Below are 16120 nucleotides of genomic sequence, written 5' to 3' on the forward strand. Positions count from 1 at the left end.
CCATGGCAAATAATCTTATACGTGAATATTAAAATAAGTTAGATAGGGGATAAGAAGAGCATATTATTTCTGTATAGGTCGTGCAGACATCCTTGTTGCCTGCAGGGCGGAGATGAGATCACACAAGTGTTCCGTTCCATTAAAGCAAGATGTTTTATTCTTCTCCAAATCAAATATATATAATACCAAGTATATTTTTGGGGGGAACAGGAAATACGATTCGTCTTTTATCGATCTTTATTACTCATACTTCGAATTATTCGCCTATAATATATTGTTTTTTAACATTAAAAAAACCGAGTGATTTCACTCGGTTTAGTAATCTAGCTTTTTTGATTTTTTGATCTTACCTGTCCACTTTTTATAGCCGCCTTGTAAATGATTTAGATCTTTATATCCTTGTTTATTTAGTAATAAAGCAGCTCTCATAGATCGTGAGCCACTTTGACAATAAAGATAAACTGGCTGATCTTTTCTTAACTCTGTTAAGCGTTGCTTTAATTGAGATAATGGAATGTTTCTTGCACCTAAAATATGACCTCCATCAAATTCTTTAGGTTCTCTGACATCAATTAATTGTGCTTTTCGATAACCTTCACGAAACTCTTTTTCTGTTAAGGCATTTAACACTTTTTTCTGTTTAAAGTAACGATAAACAGTAAATAAAATAAAGGCAACTAAAATACCAATTAAAATGTATATTTCTGTCATTTCTTTTTCCCCCATTGATTTTTCTATTCAATCCTCTAAAAAGGATTATACCATTTAATAGTATCAAATAAAGTAAAAATTATCGAATGTGTCAATTTGTCAAATTTTCATATGACATGTCTTGTCTCACTCCGTAATCTATTGTATGCTTTTATTTACATAATAAACTTAGTAATGGAGGATTGTTATGCCGACACCAACTATGGAAGATTACATAGAACAGATATATATTTTAATGGAAACTAAAGGATATGCTCGCGTTTCTGCAATAGCAGAAGCCCTTCAGGTTCAACCGTCTTCTGTAACAAAAATGGTACAGAAGTTAGATCGAGATGATTACCTTAATTATGAAAAATATCAAGGACTGGTTTTAACACCAAAAGGTAAAAAAGTTGGAGAACGGCTTGTTTATAGACATGAATTATTAGAGAAGTTTCTTCGCCTTATAGGTGTAGATGAATCGAACATCTATACAGATGTAGAAGGAATTGAACATCATTTAAGTTGGAATTCAATAGATCGGATTGGAGATGTAGTGCAGTTATTAGAAGATCCAGAACACATAGAAGTAGTAAAAGCCTTACAATCCAAAAAGGATTAATAATAAGACAAGTTCTATCTACTGATTTAATTGTATATACATAATATGATACCAGTACGATAGGGTGATGTCATGAAAATTGATGGCGTATTTTCTGGTGGAGGAGTAAAGGCATTTGCATTTTTAGGCGCATTACAAGCTTTGGAAGAAAACGATATACAATTTGAGAGAGTAGCAGGAACATCCGCAGGCGCATTGTTTGCTACTTTTATTGCAGCGGGCTATAACGCAAAGGAGATGAAAAAGATCTTTTTAGATCTACCTCTTGAATCTTTTTTAGATCAATCATACTGGAGTAGTTTTTTCCCTTTTGTTAAATGGTTAACCTTATATCAAACGATGGGATTATACCGTGGTAATTATTTTGAAACATGGTTGCAAGAGAAATTAAAAATGAAAGGAATTTACAAGTTTTCTGATTTGCCTCCTGAGAAATTAAAAATTGTCGCTGCAGATCTTACATTTAATCGTGTTATCATCTTTCCAGATGACTTAAAAAAATACTACCATATTGATAAAAATTACTTTCGAGTTGCGAAAGCAGTCCGCAGTAGTATTTCAATTCCATATTTTTTTCGCCCTTCTAAAATTATAAATCCCTTAACAAGACAAAAAAGTTATATTGTAGACGGCATGATTTTAAGTAATTTTCCTCTTTGGTTATTTGATCGTGAGAAATTGATTCGATTAAGACCGATTTTAGGAATGCAGTTAACAGATCCAAAACATTATTATTATAATTCGAAAATTGCGAATGCGATCGATATGTTGTCCGCTTTAATTGGAACGATGAGAAAAGCGTATGATACGAGATATATCGCAGAGAATGTTGCAAAAGATATATTATTTTTCCCAATCGATCAAGTAAGTGCAACAGATTTTAATCTTACTATAGAACAAAAAAAAGCATTGATTGATTTGGGTTATAAAAGAACTCTAAAATTCCTATCAAAATGGCCATAGTAAAAAGAACAGAGCAATTATAACGAGGCTCTGTTCTTTTTCTTTTGTTTATTACCTTCTATAACACGCAGTTGTGGGGCATCTTTACGAGAGTTCTTTAGCGGACGAATAATTTTCTTGTGTGTAATGTTTTGTTTGATCGGTCTCGGTTGCTCTTTTTTAAGTTTGTTATATTTATATTTTTGTTTGGATTGTTTAACGGCTTTACGATATTTTCGTATATCGTTAGGAGTTCGCTTTCTTATAACGAAAAAATAAATTAAACCAAAAATTGCAGCACCGATCAGAACGGATATCAATAGCGATGTGATGAAACTAATTGTATTGGTGAACAGAGCTGTGATAACACCAATGACCGCTAAACCAATCAGTAAGTAAACCAAAAGGGACATGATGTTCTGTTTCATGTAAGCATCCTCCTTTAATTGAATGATAATCTTATTATAGTTATACCCTTAATTTATTGGATTTTATACAAGAATATCATAATTATCATCTATTATTTTTTAAAAAAGAGAAGTTTACATATTATTTTATATAAAATCGTGAAAAAAACTATGTCAAGAATGAAATTTAGCATGAAAAAAATTAATTATGGATACGCTATAGTTTGAGGTGATCAATGTGAGACGTATTAATCAACAAGAAAATCAGAAACAGAAAACTTCTCTAATTCCAAAAGTAATAAGCATTGGATTTTTCGGTGGATTAATATGGAGCGCGATAGCTGCTATCAGTGGTTATTTCAACTTTACAACTATCACACCGAAAAGTTTTATTCTAAGATCATGGATACAAACGGATTGGTCAGATCAATGGCTAGGACAAATTATTTCTATACTCATCATTAGTTTATTATCGATTGGTATCGCCTTTTTATATTACGTTTTGTTAAAAAAATACGACGGAGTACTTCCTGGGTTATTGGCAGGAATAGTACTTTGGTTTATTCTATTTTGGATTATGGAACCCATTTTTCCAAATATCCCTGACTTTTATCGATTGGAAAGCGATACGATAGTAACAACTATTTGTTTATTTATATTGTATAGTGTGTTTATTAGTTACTCTATTTCTTTTGCATATCTTCAGCATTTACATGAAAAGTAATTACCTTTTATGTTATTATGATGAAGAAAGCATGCGGATGGAGTGAGTGGAATGGGGAAATTATTGTTATTAAACGGTCCAAATCTGAATCGACTTGGTAAAAGAGAGCCAGATATCTACGGTAGTGAGACACTTGAAGATATAAAAGAAAAAATAATAGCTACGATTGAACCTTATCAATATCAGGTTGACGCAAAACAGTCTAATCACGAGGGACAATTAATAGATTGGATCCATGAGGCAGATAAATGCTATCAAGGTATCATTTTTAATCCAGGTGCGTACACACACACAAGTATAGCTATACGAGACGCGATTAGTTCAGTTGATGTTCCAGTAATAGAGGTCCATATATCTAATGTACATAAACGTGAGAGTTTTCGACATACTTCGATGTTAGCTTCTGTTTGTGAAGGTCAAATTGTCGGACTAGGTTCAAAAGGATATCAATTGGCCGCGATGTATTTTATCAAGTGAGAATGAGTTATTACAACTCTTACCCTGGAGCGAGGTTTCATATTATAAGATAAATAATTGAGAGGAGTTTTTCAGTGACTCGTGTTGATAATTTAAGAAAAGCACTAAAAGATGAAGGTCTTGATGGTTTGCTAATTACTAGCGATGTAAATAGAAGGTATGTAACTGGTTTTACAGGTACAGCAGGAGTAGCAATTATTACAGCAGATAGTTCCTATTTTATCACTGACTTCCGCTATACGGAACAAGCAAATGAACAGGTTAAAGGTTTTGAAATTGTGGAACATAAAGTGCCAATTCATCAAGCTGTTGCCGATATTATAAAATCATTGGCTCTAAGTAACATTGGTTTTGAAAAAAATGATCTAACTTATGCTCTATATGAAAAATATCGAAATGTTATCAGTGTGGATTTTATTCCAGCCAGTGGCTTGATCGAAAAATTACGCTTGATAAAAGATCAGGATGAGCTTAATATATTAAAGGAAGCTTGTAAAATTGCCGATGATGCATTTGAGCATATTTTACAGTACATAAAACCAGGTGTTAAAGAAATAGACGTAGCCAATGAGCTAGAGTTTTATATGCGTAAACAGGGAGCTACCTCATCAAGCTTCGATATTATAGTAGCATCAGGTTATCGCTCAGCGTTACCCCATGGTGTCGCTTCATCAAAAGAAATAAAATCAGGTGAATTAGTGACATTAGACTTTGGCGCATTATATAAAGGTTATAGTTCAGATATTACCAGAACGGTAGCCGTCGGAGAGATATCTGATGAATTAAAAACCATCTATCGAACCGTCTTAGAAGCCCAAATAAAAGGTGTTGAAGGGTTAAAGGCTGGAATGACAGCTAAAGAAGCGGATGCTTTAACACGTGATCATATTGATCTGAAAGGATATGGGGAATATTTCGGACATTCTACAGGGCATGGGTTAGGATTGGATGTTCATGAGATGCCAGCTTTATCGTTTCGTTCTTCAGAAACACTAATGTCTGGAATGGTAGTGACAGTTGAACCAGGTATTTACGTACCTAACGTTGGTGGTTGTCGTATCGAAGATGATGTGCTAATTCGCGAAGATGGTAGTGAGAGATTAACTAAGTCACCTAAAGATTTAATATGTTTACCGCTAACATAAAGTGAGCCTCAATGAAGTTATTATCTGTTGATCCTCGCTTAGTTTAAGTGAGTGTTCTACTTGGTTGAAAAAATAACTGCCAGTAAATAGACCTATACATTAATGGCGAAAACAGAAATTAAGGGGAGGAATTTGATGATTTCAGTAAATGATTTTAAAACAGGACTAACAATTGAAGTGGATGGCGGGATTTGGCAAGTATTAGAATTCCAGCATGTAAAACCCGGAAAGGGTGCAGCTTTTGTACGTTCGAAGCTTCGTAACTTACGTAATGGTAATATTCAAGAAAAAACATTTCGTGGTGGAGAGAAAGTAAATAAAGCACATATTGAAAATCGCAAAATGCAATACTTGTATGCTTCTGGAGATGCGCATACTTTTATGGATACCCAGTCCTTTGATCAAACAGAATTACAAGGCAGTCAGATTGAACGTGAATTACAATTTATCAAAGAAAATATGGAATTAAATATTTTAACTTATGAAGGTGAAACGATTGGTGTAGACTTACCTAATAATGTTGAGTTAACCGTTACGGAGACTGAGCCTGGTATCAAGGGTGATACAGCCAGTGGTGGTACAAAACCAGCTACTTTAGAAACTGGATTAACAGTACAAGTTCCTTTCTTCGTGAACGAAGGAGATGTACTTGTTATCTCAACAACAGACGGAAAATACGTTTCCCGCGCATAATATATTCAAAACTACTAAGTGAACTATTCTTAGTAGTTTTTTTTGTCATTTTAAGAACGCAGGCAGTTAAACTAAACTGCGAAGTACCTGTTGTGATAATTTTGAACAAAAATATGTGCGTAACACTCGCTACGGCTTGCCCACTTCGCTTTCCAGGGGGTGCGTCTTCAGCTAACTTTGTAAAGAAGATCACTTTACAAAGTGGATCTTCAGATCGCACTAATTCCCTAGGAGTCGAAGTGGACGCCTGCGCTAGGTCAAATTCTACAATGAATGCGAGAATTGAAATAATGACTTTTAAATCATTATCCCAATATTCTTATAGATAGCTCAGAATGATCACTGTCGCAACCGTTGTAGAATCTATTTATAGCGGAGGCCGCTCACTTTCACTCCCGTGGGAAAAACCCAGGGAAAGGGAAGTGGGCAGTCGGAGCGGATGTCTAGTAAATAAATCGTTTCAAGATTACTACTTCAGCTAATTAATTTACAACAATTTAGTTCGCAGTTGTGTCTGCTGGTTCTAGCTATTTGTTTATATGCTATCCCTTCTTTATTCCCTCGTTTGAAAAGCTTCATAGTTAAGTAGGATGAGTTTCCTTTTTTGGATGGTTATATCTAGTTTTTTCTCGCATAGAATACTTATAGAAATAGAACAAGGAAAAGAGGAAAAGAGCATGGAACAAGTCCTGAAAATACTTCCTAATCATATTTCTTCGACTATCAAAAAGTATATTGAACAGAAGCAGATACCCATACAAGAGATTAGACTCCGGGTCAATCAGGCAATTGAGATAAACGATGGCAGTCACGTATATTGGTTAAATGATACTTATTTTTCAGCATCCGATGCTACGTTATTTTTAAACAAAATAAGTGATTTTTCATTATATCGATTGGAAGAGGAGTTAAGGAATGGTTTTATTACGATAGCTGGAGGTCATCGGATTGGGATTTCTGGGTCTGTCATCGTTGAGAACAGAATAGTAAAGGCCATACATCACATAAGTTCTTTTAATATTAGAATTGCTAAACCCTATTTTGGCATTATTCAACCCTATTTACCTTTTTTAATAACAGATACCATTCATAACACCTTAATCATCGGTCCGCCACAATCTGGAAAAACAACTTTACTTCGTGACATAGCCAATTATTGTGCAAGTAGCACTTCAAAAAAGAAGGGATATAAAACTGCCATCGTAGATGAACGCTCGGAAATTTGCGCTTCTATAAATGGGGTGCCGCAACATTTACTTGCACCTCGCATTGATGTGTTAGATAGATGTCCCAAAGCAGAAGGTATGATGATGTTTGTTCGTTCCATGTCACCAGAATTAATTATTGTAGATGAAATTGGCAGTCAAAAAGATGTAGAAGCTATTGATGAGGTCATTCATGCAGGAGTACAACTTGTGAGTACTATTCATGGCAGATCGTTATCAGAAATCAGCCAAAGACCTACGATCAAAGAGTTGGTCAACAAAAAAGTATTTCAACGATTTGTGATATTGTCTAATCAAAATTCAGTCGGCGAAGTAGTTGAAATAGTAGATGAAACAGGACAACCTCTTTATCAATCAAGAGTGACAATCAAATGAAATGGATAGCATCAGTAGTTTTAATTATCGCATTAACTTGGATAGGACATGAGTATGCTAAAAATTTAGCTTATCGCCCTCGGTTAATCAGGCTATTCAAAAATGCTTTACAGATACTAGAGGCGGAAATTGTTTATAGTCATGCCACTGTTAAAGAGGCGTTATTGTCTGTTTCAAAACAGATTCCTGAACCGATTTCCAGCCTTTTTAAACAAATGGCACTCGATATTAAACAAAATAAAGAAGAATTATTTCCTATATGGGAAAAACATGTAGAAACGTTTTATCAAAAACATTCCATTCAAATAGATGATCGTGAAATTCTTCATCAGTTTGGAAGAACACTTGGTCAGCATGATATATTTCAACAACAAAAATATGTAAGACTAACCATTACACACTTAGAAAGAAACCTGACAGAAGCTGAAGAAAAGAATCATCGCTACGGGAAAATGTCAAGAAGTATCGGATTTCTAACTGGAATGTTAATTGTTCTACTCTTGCTATAGAGAGGAGTTATCGCATGATTGGTGACACAAGTGTATTATTTCAAATTGCAGGAATCGGAATTATTGTGGCGATGATTCATACCATATTAAAACAAATGGGAAAAGAAGAATATGCTCAATTTGTAAGTTTAGTAGGTTTTATTATTGTCTTATTGTTTGTTCTCAACAGTATTTCTGATTTATTTCAACAAATAAGAGCTGTCTTTTTTCTCAAGGGATAGGTTATATGGAAATATTTGAGGTTATAAGTATTGGAATTATTGCAACGGTTTTCTTTCTTCTTTTAAAGGACAAGCAACCTAGTATTGCCTTCCTTATTGTTGTATTGACCGTATTATACTTTTTTATATTTGTTATCCAGTATGTTCAAGAGATTTTGCAACTTATTACCTATTTAGGGGAAAAAGCCAATATTAATGATGTTTATATAAAAACAATCCTCCAAATTATTGGAATATCCTATATTACAGAAATAGGAGCCAATATTGTCAAAGATGCAGGACTTGAATCTATAGCTCTAAAAATCGAAATGATAGGGAAAGTGTTTATCTTAATATTAGCAATACCAATATTCAAATCGCTTGTTGAAACAATTATTAACATTTTCCCGATCTCCTAATAAGGAAGGGTTTAAATGAAAGTCATAAGAATAATTTTTTTATTTTTTCTTTTTGCATTTTTAATTCCTACAGAATTGCTTGCTGAAGTGGAAAATCCAACAGACGATTATCAAAAAATAATAAAAGGAAGTGAATTAGAAGCCTATTGGGATTATCTTGGTACAGAGTATCAGGAAGCATTACCTGAGCTATCAAAAGAAAACCTATGGGATATGATAAAAGGTGATGGAGAATTATCTGTTCAACAGTGGGTGAAGGGTTTTTTTCGTTATTTCCTATATGAAATTGTAGAGAATGGAAAGTTATTAGCTACTTTAATGTTATTAACATTATTTTGTTTATTATTACAAACGATACAGAATGCTTTTGAAAATCAAGTCGTAAGTAAAGTTGCTTATGCCATCGTTTACATGATGTTAATTATCATCGCATTAAAAAGTTTTCAACTGGCTAGTAGTTATGTATTGGATACCGTTGACATGGCCAAGAGTTTTTTGATCGCCTTATTGCCATTAATACTAGGTTTATTAGCGTCACTTGGCCATCTCGTTACGATTTCATTTTTCCATCCAATTATTATTTTCTTAATACATGTAAGTGTCTTTATCATTTCAAAAGTAGTTATACCGTTATTTTTAATATCAGCAATATTACAAATTGTAAGCACGATAAGTCCTGAATATAAAGCTACTAAATTAGCAAATTTAATTAAAAATATTGCCATAAGTCTGATGGGGATTTTATTAACGGTATTTTTAGGAGTTATTTCAGTGCAAGGAGCAGCGAGTGCAATACAAGACGGTATTGCAATGAAAACCGCTAAATTTGTAACAGGTAATTTTATTCCTGTAATTGGACGAATTTTTACAGATGCGACAGATACAGTACTAAGTGCAACGATATTAATTAAGAATGGTATTGGAATGATTGGTGTTGTGATCTTAATCGGTATTGTATTGTTTCCAGCTATTAAAATCTTCACTATTTCACTTATGTATAAAGTAGCAACAGCTATACTTCAACCTATTGGAGATGGGCCAGTGATCGAATGTCTCGATATTATTGGAAGACACATTCTCTATTTATTTGCTGCACTATTGTTAGTAACATTTATGTTTTTCTTTACGATCGTTATTTTAATAATCTCAAGTAACATTACAATGATGGTGAGGTAGAGGGGGGGATGAATGATTGAGTATTTATCTAATTGGATCCTACAAATTATTATTTATATGATTTTAGCTATGCTCGTTGATTTAATCTTGCCTAGTTCCACCTTAAAACAATATGTGAAATTAGTTGTTGGGTTATTGTTAATTTTAATTATTCTGCAACCTATCCTATCTATTTTTAAAGTAGATGTTCATCAGATCGTAGACCAAATAATTCGTACGAACACTGATCCAACGATAGAAGCAAATATAGAAAATCAAATGAATCAGCAGAAAAGTGAAATAGATCAGATACAAGCTGCATATGTATTAGAAGAGATGGTTGTCCATATGCAAAATTTAGTAGAGGAGGAATTACAAGAAACCTATAGTTATCAAATTGTAGATTTAGAGGCAACTTGGACTAGTCCTCAACCATCAGAACAAAATGAATTAGAACATGTAGATGTCCAGCTTGCTCCTAGTGATAGTCAACAACAGTCAGTGGAAAAAGTTAATATTCAAATTGGTGAGACAACTCTTCCATCGTCAGAAGCTCCAAATGATGGAACAGAAATCAAAATGTTCTTAGCTGAAGAGTGGGGCGTAGAAGAGGATATAATTCAGATTGGATGGAAGGAGGAATAAGGTGCCTGAATGGATGAGCAGAATTATGTCAAGCTTGAAAGTGAAGGATAAAAAGCCTACAAAACTTCAATACATCGCAATACTAATCTTAATCGCTGTCTTCATTTTATTAGTAAGTAATTTATTCGACACAAATCAATCCGATAATCAAATAGCCAATCCTCCAACTATGGTTGAATCGTCTCGAGATGAATCCGATGAACAAACATGGAAACAAGCTGAAGGCTCAGATGCGAGTTCAAAAATAGCCGATCTTGAGGTAGCTTATGAGGAGGATCTAGTCCAATTATTGGAAAAGATTACAGGTGTTTCAGGAGTAGAAGTGATGGTTAATTTAGATGCAACCAATGAACAAGTATATCAAAAAAATCTTGTAATTGGTTCTCAAATAACAAACGAGAATGATCAAAATGGCGGTACTCGCAAAATTGATGATGAAACAAGGGAGCAAACGGTTGTCATTATTCGTCAAGGAGAACAAGAAGTACCTTTATTAATCCAAACGAAAAAACCTAAAGTAAGAGGGGTACTAATTGTTGCCAATGGAGTGGATAATTTAGAAGTGAAAAAATGGGTATTGGATGCCGTATCTAAAGTTTTAGATGTACCGGCACACCGAATTTCAGTAATGCCAAAAAACACATAGTTCTAGGAGGGAAAAATATGTTAAAAAAACAAACAGTTTGGTTATTAACAATGTTAAGCTTAATGATTGTACTAAGTGTGTATTATTTGAATTCACCGTCAGAAGGAGATCTAGCTTATTTTGATTCTGATGAACAACAAGAACAAACTACCTCGTCTACTACTGTTGATCCACTTGAGCAAGAAGAGACAACGGAAAGTGAGGATATCGAGGAAATGGAAAATGCAGATAAACTTAATACTTCATCTATTAATACGGACGAATATTTTGCTGCAGTCCGGATGGAAATTACTAATCAAAGAAGTATGGAAAAAGAAAGGTTAGAAGGGATTTTTGCATCGAGCGAAAGCAGTTCAGATGAAAAAACAGAAGCTTATGAAGCAATGAAAGAAATAGAGAATTTAAATAAGAAAGAAACCATATTAGAAGATACGATTAAATCATTGAATGGTTATGAGGAAGTATTAGTGAGAAATGTTTCTGACAATAATGTTGTTGTCACAGTTCAGACAGACTCTTTGTCAGTGACAGAGGCCAATGAAATTATCCAAACCGCAAAAGACGAATTTGGAGAAATAGATATCGAGGTCGTATATCAATCAAGCTAAAATATCACTGCTGGCAGTATCCAACTGTCAGCATTTTTTGATTTTCAAAGTAAATCACATGTTACAATATATTAAAGTTAAACTAAACTGCGAAGTAACTGTCATGGTAATTTTGTACGAAAAAATGTGCGTAACACTCGCTCCGGCTTGCCCACTTCGCTTTACAGGGGGCGCGTCTTCAGCTAACTTTGTAAAGAAGATCACTTTACAAAGTGGATCTTCAGATCGCGCTGATCCCCCAGGAGTCGAAGTGGACGCCTGCGCTAGGTGAAGTTCTACAATGAATGCGAGTATTGAAATTTCGACTATTTAACTCATTATTTCATTTAAATTCATATAGATAGCTCAGAATGATAACTGTCGCAACCGTTGCAGAATATATTTATAGCATAGGCCGCCCACTTTCACTCCTGTGGGAATGTTTTTCCTGAAGATCCACTTTTTCAAGCGGTCTATGCTTGAAAAAGTTAGCTGAAGGGAAAACCCCACGGAAAGGGAAGTGGGCAGCCGGAGCGGATGTCTAGGAAATAAAACATTTCAAAATTACTACTTTGGCTAATAAATTTACAACAGTTTACTTCGCAGTTTGTGTCTACTGTGTTTTTAATATATGTGGTTTTTTAGGAAATTGTTATATAGATGTAAAGAAAGGTTGCAGTTTTTTTGTGGATTGCGTAAAATGTTAGAAGGAGTTATTAGTACCTGTTATTAAATGTAACAAAAGATGAAGGGGTGCAGAAATGTTAACAGTAGAAGAAATCAATCAATTAATAGAAAAATTAGATCAATCATCCATTGATGAATTTTCTTATGAAGAAAGAGGAGCAAAAATTAAATTAAAGAAAAATTCGGGTATCACACCCACAACTGTTGCACCACAGCCAGTTAAACAAGACAACACTCAACCAACAGTGGAAGCAACACCAAAGCAAGAACCCTTAAAAGACGAAGAAAAAGCAGAAGTAGAAGAACCTGCGAATTACGATCATGAAATAGTATCCCCAATGGTAGGGACTTTTTATAGTTCACCATCTCCAGATAAACCGATATATGTTCAAGTTGGAGATAAAGTTGGAGAAGATTCCATTGTCTGTATAGTAGAAGCTATGAAATTATTTAACGAAATCGAAGCAGATGTTAAAGGAACCGTAACAGAGGTATTAGTGGAGAATGGTGAATTAGTAGAATACGGACAACCATTATTCCGAATTAAGAAGGCATAAGGGGATGACATTGTGATTAAGAAGCTATTAATTGCTAACCGTGGAGAAATAGCTGTTAGAATTATTCGCTCTGCTAAAGAGATGGGTATCGAAACGGTAGCAGTCTATTCAGAAGCAGATAGTGAAGCATTACACGTTCAACTAGCAGATGAAGCTTACTGTATTGGACCAAAATTAAGTACGGATAGTTATTTGAATTTTACAAACATCATGAGCGTAGCAACCTTAACGGAATCCGATGCGATTCATCCAGGGTATGGTTTTTTATCCGAAAATGCAGATTTTGCAGAGATATGTGATGCATGCAATATTACATTTGTTGGACCGAGTGCCTATGCGATTCAAAAAATGGGTACGAAAGACGTCGCAAGAGAAACAATGAAAGAAGCAGGTGTTCCAGTAGTACCTGGTTCAAATGGTATTATTAAAGATGAAGAAGATGGTCTAAAGGTAGCCAAAGAAATTGGTTTCCCTGTTATCATTAAAGCTACTGCAGGTGGTGGTGGCAAAGGAATACGTGTTGCCAGAACCGAAGAAGAGTTAGTAAAAGGAATCCGTGTTACACAGAACGAAGCAGAAAAAGCTTTTGGTAATCCTGGTGTTTATTTAGAGAAATTTATTGAAGATTTTCGACATGTCGAAATACAAATTTTAGCAGATAACCATGGTAATGCCATTCACCTTGGTGAACGTGATTGTACGGTGCAAAGAAGGCTGCAAAAATTAATCGAAGAAACACCATCTCCAGCAATTGACGCAAAGATGAGAGCAACTATGGGAGACGCTGCAGTGAAAGCAGCAAAAGCCGTTAATTATTCTGGGGCAGGAACGATTGAATTTATATTTGATCAAAAAGAAAATACGTTTTATTTTATGGAAATGAACACGCGTATTCAAGTGGAACATCCTGTAACAGAAATGGTAACAGGTGTCGATTTAATAAAAGAACAAATCAATATTGCAAATGATGAAATATTAAACTATCAGCAAGAAGATATAACATTTGAAGGATGGGCAATGGAATGTCGTATTAATGCAGAAAATCCTGAAAAAGACTTTATGCCTTCAGCAGGAAAAATTGAGATGTATTTGCCACCTGGTGGTCTTGGAGTGAGAGTTGATTCAGCTGCATATCCAGGTTATCAAATACCTCCATATTATGATTCCATGATTGCAAAACTAATTACTTATGGAAAAACTAGAAAAGAAGCTGTAGATCGTATGAAGAGGGCATTAGATGAATTTGTAGTGGAAGGCGTCCATACAACAATACCATTCCATCGAAAGATGATGGTCCATCCAGTGTTTGTAGATGGAAATTTTAATACAAGATTTTTAGAGAAGTATAGTATAATGGATAATGAGTAAGATTACTATTAAGTGAAGGAGGTTCATCATGGCTGAAAACCAATTACTGAACGTAGGTGAATTTACTCCATTAGGCAAAGTAGAAATTGCCCCAGAAGTATTAGAAGTTATTGCAGGAATTGCAACAACTGAAATTCCCGGCGTCTCTAGTATGAGAGGCAATTTTGCTACAGGTGTAGCAGAACGCTTAGGTAAGAAAGCACACGGTAAAGGTATAAAGGTTGAATTAAGTGATGATGCTGTTCTCATTGATGTCTTTATTGTAGTTGATTATGGACATTCCGTTCCTAACATAGCAGAAAAAATTCAATTAAATGTAAGACAAGCAATCGAAAATATGACAGCAATACACATAAAAGAAATTAATGTGCATGTAGTTGGAGTCCATCTGGAACATCCTACTGAAGAAAAAACTGAAAATTATTAAGCTTTCAACAGAATGGTAGTGAGAGAGTCCTGCAGTAATATAACTGTAAGGACTTTTTCCATTTTATTTCAAACAGAAATTTAATCCTGTCTGTATGTTATATTTTTTTTCGCGGAATTATATGATTTGATAGCAATACTTTACAGAACATGGTATCATTTGTAGATGAAGAAAAAGACCGTGATAAGGAGTAGAAAAACTCAATGAAAAGAAGAGCTGCGCGTGAGAAAGCATTACAAGTTTTATTCTCATTAGATATAGAAGAATATGATCTTGAAACAACTTTAGAAAACACATTAGACAGTGAAGAAAGAGATTCCTTTTTGTTAAGCATTGTAAATGGGGTTATAGAAAACCAGCAAGAAATTGATGAAAAAATCACCAAACACTTAGAGAACTGGTCAATAAAAAGACTTGCGTTTGTCGAAAAGACGTTACTTAGAATGGCAACTTATGAATTGTTTTATTTAAAAGATGCACCAGAAAGTGTAGTTATAAATGAAGTAATTGAAATTGCTCATATATTTGGTGATGAAAAGTCTGGAAAATTTATTAATGGTGTATTATCTAAAATGATCCAATAAGGGGGAAATATTGTGACGGCAGAAGTTATTTACGGAAGCGAGTTAGCAAAAAATTTGCGAGCTGAAATGAAAGAAGAAGCACTGGAATTGCGCAACAAGGGTATCATTCCCGGATTAGCTGTTGTATTAATTGGTGATGATCCAGCATCTAAATCCTATGTAAAAGGAAAGCAAAAGGCATCTGATTATGTTGGAGTTGATTCAGAATTAATTGAATTACCTGATACTACTACCCAAGAAGAATTGTTAGCTTTAATTGATGAATTAAACAATAAAGATACAGTACATGGAATTTTAGTGCAACTACCGTTACCTGACCATATAGACGAGCAAATTGTTATCGAAGCAATTTCTCCAGAGAAAGATGTAGATGGTTTTCATCCGATTAGCATAGGCCGAATGATGACTGGAAAAGATACCTTCTTTCCTTGTACACCCTATGGAATTATCCAAATGATGAAGTCGAAAAATATCTCACTTGAAGGAAAACATGCTGTTATCATTGGAAGAAGTAATATTGTCGGAAAACCTGTCGGACAATTATTATTATCGGAAAATGCGACCGTAACATATTGTCATTCAAGAACAAAGAGTATGGAAAAATACATAGAATCAGCAGATATCTTAATCGTTGCTGTCGGTAAAGCTCATTTTATAAACGGTGATCACATTAAAGACGGAGCGATAGTGATTGATGTTGGTGTCAACCGCATTGAAGATGGCTCCTTAACGGGTGATGTTGATTTTGATTCAGCTAAAGAAAAAGCAAGTTATATTACACCAGTACCTAAAGGTGTAGGTCCAATGACAATTACAATGCTAATGCATAACACCATTAAATCCGCCAAAAAAAAGAATGGCTTATTGTAAAAATGGCTACTATCTTCTGATTTAGTATGAGGGTTGAAAGAATTTGGGCCAGAAGTATTTTCTAATTTTAAAATCCAAACGATCGAATAGACTTCGAGCGTTTGGATTTTCATGCATATTAGGAAGAGACTACGTAATACTGGATGTATATTTAATAGCAAAGTG

21 protein-coding genes are annotated in these 16120 nt (G+C 34.4%); 19 read left to right on the forward strand and 2 right to left on the reverse strand.

The window, feature by feature from the left end:
- Window positions 1–315 precede the first annotated feature (315 nt).
- On the reverse strand, window positions 316–711 hold the full coding sequence (locus BUC25_RS10010) for a rhodanese-like domain-containing protein (protein ID WP_073201718.1): 396 nt from the start codon (window positions 709–711) through the stop codon (window positions 316–318).
- A gap of 187 nt (window positions 712–898) precedes the next feature.
- Here BUC25_RS10010 and mntR point away from each other — a divergent pair, with 187 nt between their 5' ends.
- Together mntR and BUC25_RS10020 are read left to right on the forward strand one after the other, a co-directional pair.
- Entirely contained in the window at window positions 899–1312 is a 414-nt protein-coding gene (gene mntR / locus BUC25_RS10015) for a transcriptional regulator MntR (RefSeq protein ID WP_073201719.1), read from the forward strand.
- 72 nt (window positions 1313–1384) lie between these two features.
- Window positions 1385–2275: a patatin-like phospholipase family protein gene (locus BUC25_RS10020; RefSeq protein WP_073201720.1), complete on the forward strand. Its 891-nt coding sequence runs from the start codon at window positions 1385–1387 to the stop codon at window positions 2273–2275.
- A 17-nt stretch (window positions 2276–2292) separates the two neighbouring features.
- On the opposite strand, the gene BUC25_RS10025 is transcribed toward BUC25_RS10020, so the two are convergent.
- Window positions 2293–2682: an SA1362 family protein gene (locus BUC25_RS10025; protein WP_073201721.1), complete on the reverse strand. Its 390-nt coding sequence runs from the start codon at window positions 2680–2682 to the stop codon at window positions 2293–2295.
- Window positions 2683–2899: 217 nt separating this feature from the next.
- Here BUC25_RS10025 and BUC25_RS10030 point away from each other — a divergent pair, with 217 nt between their 5' ends.
- From BUC25_RS10030 to folD, 17 genes are all read left to right on the forward strand, one after another.
- Window positions 2900–3385: a YqhR family membrane protein gene (locus tag BUC25_RS10030; protein WP_073201722.1), complete on the forward strand. Its 486-nt coding sequence runs from the start codon at window positions 2900–2902 to the stop codon at window positions 3383–3385.
- 51 nt (window positions 3386–3436) lie between these two features.
- Window positions 3437–3862, forward strand: coding sequence for a type II 3-dehydroquinate dehydratase (gene aroQ / locus BUC25_RS10035; RefSeq protein WP_073201723.1), 426 nt, complete (start codon window positions 3437–3439; stop codon window positions 3860–3862).
- A 74-nt stretch (window positions 3863–3936) separates the two neighbouring features.
- Window positions 3937–5007: a M24 family metallopeptidase gene (locus tag BUC25_RS10040; RefSeq protein WP_073201724.1), complete on the forward strand. Its 1071-nt coding sequence runs from the start codon at window positions 3937–3939 to the stop codon at window positions 5005–5007.
- Between the two features lie 135 nt (window positions 5008–5142).
- A complete protein-coding gene (gene efp / locus BUC25_RS10045; protein WP_073201725.1) occupies window positions 5143–5700 on the forward strand; it encodes an elongation factor P in 558 nt (185 codons plus the stop codon).
- A gap of 677 nt (window positions 5701–6377) precedes the next feature.
- Window positions 6378–7301, forward strand: coding sequence for a stage III sporulation protein AA (spoIIIAA, locus tag BUC25_RS10050; RefSeq protein WP_073201726.1), 924 nt, complete (start codon window positions 6378–6380; stop codon window positions 7299–7301).
- On the forward strand, window positions 7298–7810 hold the full coding sequence (gene spoIIIAB, locus BUC25_RS10055) for a stage III sporulation protein SpoIIIAB (RefSeq protein ID WP_073201727.1): 513 nt from the start codon (window positions 7298–7300) through the stop codon (window positions 7808–7810). The genes spoIIIAA and spoIIIAB overlap by 4 nt, the downstream gene beginning before the upstream one ends.
- A 14-nt stretch (window positions 7811–7824) precedes the next feature.
- Window positions 7825–8031: a stage III sporulation protein AC gene (gene spoIIIAC, locus BUC25_RS10060; RefSeq protein WP_018934528.1), complete on the forward strand. Its 207-nt coding sequence runs from the start codon at window positions 7825–7827 to the stop codon at window positions 8029–8031.
- A 5-nt stretch (window positions 8032–8036) separates the two neighbouring features.
- Complete coding sequence (spoIIIAD, locus tag BUC25_RS10065; protein WP_058307479.1) at window positions 8037–8429, forward strand: stage III sporulation protein AD; 393 nt, start codon at window positions 8037–8039, stop codon at window positions 8427–8429.
- A 15-nt stretch (window positions 8430–8444) separates the two neighbouring features.
- Window positions 8445–9605 (forward strand): stage III sporulation protein AE, encoded by a 1161-nt coding sequence (gene spoIIIAE, locus BUC25_RS10070; protein WP_073201728.1) that lies wholly within the window; start codon window positions 8445–8447, stop codon window positions 9603–9605.
- A gap of 12 nt (window positions 9606–9617) precedes the next feature.
- Window positions 9618–10229, forward strand: coding sequence for a stage III sporulation protein AF (spoIIIAF, locus tag BUC25_RS10075; RefSeq protein WP_073201729.1), 612 nt, complete (start codon window positions 9618–9620; stop codon window positions 10227–10229).
- Window position 10230: 1 nt separating this feature from the next.
- On the forward strand, window positions 10231–10875 hold the full coding sequence (gene spoIIIAG / locus BUC25_RS10080) for a stage III sporulation protein AG (protein ID WP_073201730.1): 645 nt from the start codon (window positions 10231–10233) through the stop codon (window positions 10873–10875).
- Between the two features lie 17 nt (window positions 10876–10892).
- Window positions 10893–11483: a SpoIIIAH-like family protein gene (locus BUC25_RS10085; RefSeq protein ID WP_073201731.1), complete on the forward strand. Its 591-nt coding sequence runs from the start codon at window positions 10893–10895 to the stop codon at window positions 11481–11483.
- Between the two features lie 740 nt (window positions 11484–12223).
- Window positions 12224–12706, forward strand: a complete 483-nt coding sequence (gene accB, locus BUC25_RS10090) for an acetyl-CoA carboxylase biotin carboxyl carrier protein (protein ID WP_073201732.1) — start codon at window positions 12224–12226, stop codon at window positions 12704–12706.
- A gap of 12 nt (window positions 12707–12718) precedes the next feature.
- The gene (gene accC / locus BUC25_RS10095) at window positions 12719–14074 is read left to right on the forward strand and encodes an acetyl-CoA carboxylase biotin carboxylase subunit (RefSeq protein ID WP_073201733.1); all 1356 of its coding nucleotides are present in this window, start codon (window positions 12719–12721) and stop codon (window positions 14072–14074) included.
- A gap of 28 nt (window positions 14075–14102) precedes the next feature.
- Window positions 14103–14501 (forward strand): Asp23/Gls24 family envelope stress response protein, encoded by a 399-nt coding sequence (locus BUC25_RS10100; protein ID WP_073201734.1) that lies wholly within the window; start codon window positions 14103–14105, stop codon window positions 14499–14501.
- Between the two features lie 203 nt (window positions 14502–14704).
- Complete coding sequence (nusB, locus tag BUC25_RS10105) at window positions 14705–15085, forward strand: transcription antitermination factor NusB (protein WP_073201735.1); 381 nt, start codon at window positions 14705–14707, stop codon at window positions 15083–15085.
- A 12-nt stretch (window positions 15086–15097) separates the two neighbouring features.
- Entirely contained in the window at window positions 15098–15955 is an 858-nt protein-coding gene (gene folD / locus BUC25_RS10110) for a bifunctional methylenetetrahydrofolate dehydrogenase/methenyltetrahydrofolate cyclohydrolase FolD (protein ID WP_073201736.1), read from the forward strand.
- The last annotated feature ends 165 nt before the right edge of the window (window positions 15956–16120 follow it).

The organism is Gracilibacillus kekensis (assembly GCF_900143085.1).
Taxonomy (GTDB): domain Bacteria; phylum Bacillota; class Bacilli; order Bacillales; family Amphibacillaceae; genus Gracilibacillus; species Gracilibacillus kekensis.

Coding starts and splice junctions, on each gene's coding strand:
- mntR (WP_073201719.1), top strand. CDS start 899: ATGCCGACACCAACTATGGAAGATTACATAGAACAGATATATATTTTA.
- aroQ (WP_073201723.1), top strand. CDS start 3,437: ATGGGGAAATTATTGTTATTAAACGGTCCAAATCTGAATCGACTTGGT.
- spoIIIAC (WP_018934528.1), top strand. CDS start 7,825: ATGATTGGTGACACAAGTGTATTATTTCAAATTGCAGGAATCGGAATT.
- efp (WP_073201725.1), top strand. CDS start 5,143: ATGATTTCAGTAAATGATTTTAAAACAGGACTAACAATTGAAGTGGAT.
- BUC25_RS10020 (WP_073201720.1), top strand. CDS start 1,385: ATGAAAATTGATGGCGTATTTTCTGGTGGAGGAGTAAAGGCATTTGCA.
- BUC25_RS10100 (WP_073201734.1), top strand. CDS start 14,103: ATGGCTGAAAACCAATTACTGAACGTAGGTGAATTTACTCCATTAGGC.
- accB (WP_073201732.1), top strand. CDS start 12,224: ATGTTAACAGTAGAAGAAATCAATCAATTAATAGAAAAATTAGATCAA.
- spoIIIAA (WP_073201726.1), top strand. CDS start 6,378: ATGGAACAAGTCCTGAAAATACTTCCTAATCATATTTCTTCGACTATC.
- nusB (WP_073201735.1), top strand. CDS start 14,705: ATGAAAAGAAGAGCTGCGCGTGAGAAAGCATTACAAGTTTTATTCTCA.
- spoIIIAE (WP_073201728.1), top strand. CDS start 8,445: ATGAAAGTCATAAGAATAATTTTTTTATTTTTTCTTTTTGCATTTTTA.
- BUC25_RS10025 (WP_073201721.1), bottom strand. CDS start 2,682: ATGAAACAGAACATCATGTCCCTTTTGGTTTACTTACTGATTGGTTTA.
- BUC25_RS10085 (WP_073201731.1), top strand. CDS start 10,893: ATGTTAAAAAAACAAACAGTTTGGTTATTAACAATGTTAAGCTTAATG.
- spoIIIAB (WP_073201727.1), top strand. CDS start 7,298: ATGAAATGGATAGCATCAGTAGTTTTAATTATCGCATTAACTTGGATA.
- spoIIIAF (WP_073201729.1), top strand. CDS start 9,618: ATGATTGAGTATTTATCTAATTGGATCCTACAAATTATTATTTATATG.
- BUC25_RS10010 (WP_073201718.1), bottom strand. CDS start 711: ATGACAGAAATATACATTTTAATTGGTATTTTAGTTGCCTTTATTTTA.
- spoIIIAD (WP_058307479.1), top strand. CDS start 8,037: ATGGAAATATTTGAGGTTATAAGTATTGGAATTATTGCAACGGTTTTC.